This is a genomic window from Peterkaempfera griseoplana, assembly GCF_001418575.1.
Classification (GTDB): domain Bacteria; phylum Actinomycetota; class Actinomycetes; order Streptomycetales; family Streptomycetaceae; genus Peterkaempfera; species Peterkaempfera griseoplana.
Genome location: NZ_LIQR01000617.1, coordinates 1 through 4,575, shown reverse-complemented (window position 1 = coordinate 4,575; position 4,575 = coordinate 1). Strand labels below are relative to the sequence as shown.

At 75.3% G+C, this 4,575-nt stretch carries 2 protein-coding genes and 1 pseudogene; all 3 read right to left on the bottom strand.

Annotation, left to right across the window (positions count from 1 at the left end):
• Positions 1-581: pseudogene (locus AOK09_RS34190) on the bottom strand (sugar ABC transporter permease); the annotation flags it as partial.
• Positions 582-594: 13 nt separating this feature from the next.
• Entirely contained in the window at positions 595-1,995 is a 1,401-nt protein-coding gene (locus tag AOK09_RS34185) for an ABC transporter substrate-binding protein (protein ID WP_055591104.1), read from the bottom strand.
• A gap of 330 nt (positions 1,996-2,325) precedes the next feature.
• On the bottom strand, positions 2,326-4,575 hold a 2,250-nt coding region (locus AOK09_RS43315; RefSeq protein WP_055591103.1), incomplete at its 5' end, for an FtsK/SpoIIIE domain-containing protein.

Genomic DNA, 4,575 nt, shown 5'->3' with positions numbered 1-4,575 from the left:
GGGGTGCCGGGGGACGCGGCTGCGGCGGTGGTGAAGGAGCCGCCTCCGGACGCCTTGAGGTCGCCGTTCACCCGGGGCCGGGCGCCGGGGTAGGCGGAGGCCGAGGCGAAGGTGTCATGGACGCCCACCACCACCGCGTTGGCGACACCCTTGCTGGGGTCGTGGTCGTAGACCAGCCGGAAGATGATGCCGGCGGCCAGCATGGAGATGGCCATCGGCATGAAGACGACCAGCTTGAAGGCGGTGCCCCAGCGGATGCGTTCGGTGAGGACCGCGAAGACCAGGCCGAGCGCGGTGGTGACGGTGGGCGCCACCACCACCCAGATGGCGTTGTTCCGCAGCGCGGTCAGGGTGGCGTCGGTGGTGAAGAGGTCGCCGTAGTTGCCGAGCCCGACGAAGTGCCGGAAGTCGTCGATCCCGTACAGGCTGCGGACCAGCGACCACAGGATGGGGTAGAGGAGGAGCGCGCCCAGCAGGACCAGGGCGGGCAGCAGGAAGAGCACGGCGACCCAGGGGCGGGTGCCGAGCACCCGCCCCCTCCCGGGGCGCGCGGTCAGGGCGGGAGCTGCCGGTGCGGCCATCGAGCGGCGCCCGTCAGTTGCCGTACGCCTTGGCGGCGTCGGACTCGAGCTTCTTCTGCGCGCCCGCCACGTCCTTGGGGGCGGCCAGGAAGTCCTGGAGGTCCTTCCACTCGCCCGAGCCCTTGGTGCCGCCGAAGGCCGCCGGGGCCTGGTCGGACATGTCGAAGCGGAAGTCGTCGCCCGCGTCCATCAGCGACTTGGCGATGCCGCGCGCGATGTCGTTGGGGTAGACCGACAGGTCCAGCGACTTGTTGGGGGAGAGGAAACCGCCCTGGGCCGCGGCCACGGCGGCGGCCTCGGGCGAGGCCAGGTACTGCAGCAGGGCCTGGGCGGCCGGGCTGTCCTTCATCACCGTGGCCACGTCTCCGCCGCTGACCACGGGGGGCTTGCCGCCGTCGACCGCCGGGAACGGGAAGAACTTGGCGTCCTGGCCCACCTTGGCCTTGGTCTCACTGGCGATGTTCACCGCCACGAAGTCGCCCTCGTAGACCATTCCGGCCTTGGGGGGCTCGGCGAAGGTCTGGTCGACCGAGGCCGGGAACTCGGTCTGCAGCGCCCCCTTGGCCTGGCCGGCGATCAGATCGTTCCTGCCGAACAGCTGCGCCAGGGTGGTGAGTGCCTTGCCGACCGAGGGGTCGGTCCACTTGATCTGGTGCTTCGCCAGCTTGTCGTACATCTCGGGGCCGGCCTGGGAGAGATAGACGTTCTCGAACCAGTCGGTGAGCGTCCAGCCGTCGGCGCCGCCGATGGAGACCGCGGGGGTGCCGGAGTCGGAGACGGTCTGCGCGGTGGTGAGGAAGTCGGCCCAGGTCTTGGGCTCGGTCACCCCGGCGTCCTGGAAGACCTTGGTGTTGTACCAGACGGTCGACTTGTTGGCGGCCTTGAAGTAGACGCCGTACTGCTTGCCGTTGTACGCCCCCAGGTCCTTCCAGCCCTTGCCGTAGTTGGCGCTCAGCGCGGCGTCCACCTCGGGGGAGAGCGGCTTGACCCAGCCGGCCTTGGCGAACTGCTGCAGCACCCCGACCTGGGGGAGGAAGGCCACGTCCGGCGGGGCGCCGCCCTGCACCTTGCTGCCGAGGAAGGCCGACACATTGTCACCGGTGGGGACGAACTTGGTGCTTGCGCCGGTGCGTTTGGTGAAGTCCGCCAGCACCTTCTGGAAGTTCTTCTGCTCCGAGCCGGTCCAGATCGCCGCCACCGTCAGGCTCTTGCCGTGCAGGTCGGGCAGCTGGAGCGAGTCGGACGAACTCGCCCCGGCCGTCGGGCTGGAGGCGCCGCCGCCGGGGGCGGGGGTGGAGTGGTTCCCGCTGCCTCCTCCACTGCTGCTGCAGCCCGCCGCCGTCAGTGCCAGAGCGGTCGCCGCGGTGAGCACCAGCGCGGTGCGTGCACGGCCTCTGGAGGTGGATGTACGCATCGTTCGGTCCATGACAGATTCCTCCCGTGGCCCGGGCCGCAACCGCACGCCGCCGGGCCGGGAGGCGTCGGCACTGACGCACGGGCGCGGCGCAGGTCGTCGCGTCCCCGCACAGTCCTACGCCGGGGCCACAGGCGTCGCAAGACCGCACGGTGCGGCCTGTCGCCTGCTGTGACCGGACTGTGACGCCGGTCGGCGGGACTGTGCGCAGCCGATCTACCCCGCCCGCACCGGATCATTCCCCCGGGGCGGGTGTGACCGGCGAGAGAACCGTGAACGTCCGGGCGGCATAGGCAGTGTGACGAATCGTCATACCGGAGGTCGGAGCGCTCACACCAGGGGAGCCGCCGGGGCCGCGCCCAGGGACTGCGCGGCCCGCTGCAGCGCACTGGCCAGCAGCGCCAGATCGGTGGGGCCGTTGCCGAGTTCACGGACCGGGCGACGGCTCGGCGGTGCACCGGTCTGGGGCCACTCCAGCGCCACCACGGTCGGCCGTACCGTGGCCGTACGCGGGATCCGGCCGCTCACCCGGGCCGCCTGGAAGGCCGCGACCCCGCCGTCCGGCAGCCGGAGATAGCCCCGGCCGGGGGTGTCCTCGCCGACCGTGGCGGCGTCCTCGACATGGACCAGCAGCCGGGAGCGCGCCGGATCGTCGGTGCGCAGGGCGATCCGCAGCAGCGCCGCCTCGTCGACCTCGGTCCCGGCGGTCCGCTCCGGCCGGGCCGTGGAGACCGCCAGATGCACACCGAGCCGCCCGCCGCGCACCGCCACCTCGGCCAGCGCCCGGCCGAGCGCCGCCCGGGCCCGGGCGGCCGGATCGGCGGCGGCCGCACGGGCCGGGCCGTCACCGCCCACCAGGGCGTCGAAGTCGTCCACCACCACCAGCATCCGGCCCGGTGCCGGAGGCGGCGGGGCCACGGCCGGAGCGGCGCCGGCGCCCGAGGACACCGCCCGGCCGGCCGGGGCGGCCGAGGCGGCGACCGCCCGGACGGGGCCGGCCGCGGCGCGCGCCCGCTCCCGGCCGGGATCGTCGTCGGGGGCGGTCCGCGGCGGCACCAGCCGTACGCCGCCGACCGGCCGGACCGGCTCCGCCCGCCGCAGCATCCGCTCCGCGAACCAGGTCGCGAAATCCCGCCCCTGGAGCATCTCCTCGCGCCGCGTCAGCTCGGCCAGCAGTGCGTCCGCCGCCTCCTGGGTCCTCGCCGGGTCGATGTCGGCGCCCAGGTAGGTGGCGACATGCGGCAGATCGGTGCAGGCGTAGAGACCCAGCGCGGGGTCGGCGGGCTCGCGCCCCTCCACGACCACCACGGAGAGCCGGTCCGGACGCTCCGCGACGGCCAGTGAGGCGACCAGGGTGCGCAGCAGCTCGGTCTTGCCGGAGCCGGTGTCGCCGCCGACCAGCAGATGCGGCCCGCCCGGCAGGCCCGGGGCGGTCAGCTCGCGGTCGGCGAGGTCGAGGGTGCAGCGGCCGTCGCGGGTGGTGCCGAGCACCGCGGCGGCGGTGCCGGCGGTGGGGGGCAGCTCCGTCCAGCGGCCGGAGATCTTGGCGGGGGTGACCATGTCCAGGTCCAGCAGGTCCAGCAGCCGCAGCGCGGTGGGCAGCGGGCCCCTGGCCGCGGGGGCGGACTCCCGCAGCGGTGCCAGGCTGCGGGCCAGCCGCTCCGCCCACGGGGTGGAGACCGCGTCCAGCGCCACCGCCTCCAGCACCTCGGTGGCGGCGCCCGAGGGGTCCGCGGGCGGACGCTCCACCCGCAGCAGGGTGGCGACCTCGCCGGCGATCTCGGCGGTGGCGCCCAGACCGGCCGGCAGGGCGCGGGGGTTCTCGGCCAGGCAGAGGACGTGCACCCCGGCGGCGGCCCCCCGGGCCACCAGCCGGGCCAGCCCACGCCGGGCGGCCTCCGAGCCCGGATCGCCGTCGACCAGCAGGACCGAGGCGGGGACGCCGGGGCGGCCGTGGCCGTCGAGCCTGGCGGTCAGCTCGTCGATCCGCGCCTCGGCCTGGGCGGCGTCCAGGCCCACCAGCAGCCGGCACTCCTGGCCCTGCGAGGGGCGCAGATGCGGCAGCCAGAACGCCCAGGACCACTCCTCGGCGCGGGCCTCGGCGGTGCGCGCCGGATCTGCGCTGACCAGCACGATCTCCAGGGTGGAGGGGGAGTGCAGGGTGGCCAGCTGGGCGGCCGCGGCGCGGGCCAGGCCGCCCAGCCGCGGGCGGGGGCCCGCCAGGCCGAGGCTGCCCGCGGTGCGCAGGTTTACGGCGACGGGTACGGAGGGCAGCAGCCCGGCCCGGCCGGTCTCCGCCCGGTCGCCGGTGCCCAGCCGCAGGGTGAGCGCGTCGGGGTGGCCCGGACCGCGCGCCCACAGCAGGGGGCTGCGGTCGAGCGCCGTCAGCAGCAGGGCGGCAGGGTCGGGCAGCCGCTCGCGCAGCGCGGCGGCCTCCTCGGTGCGGGCCCTGGCCTGCTCCCGGGCCGCCGCCCGGTCGGTGGGGCCGGACGGCTCGGCGGTGGCACGGCCCGCGCGCCGCAGGGTGTCGCCGAGGCGCAGCGACCGCAGCCCGCGGGCCCGGCCGGTACCGGTGACGGC

Coding starts and splice junctions, on each gene's coding strand:
- AOK09_RS34185 (WP_055591104.1), bottom strand. CDS start 1,995: ATGCGTACATCCACCTCCAGAGGCCGTGCACGCACCGCGCTGGTGCTC.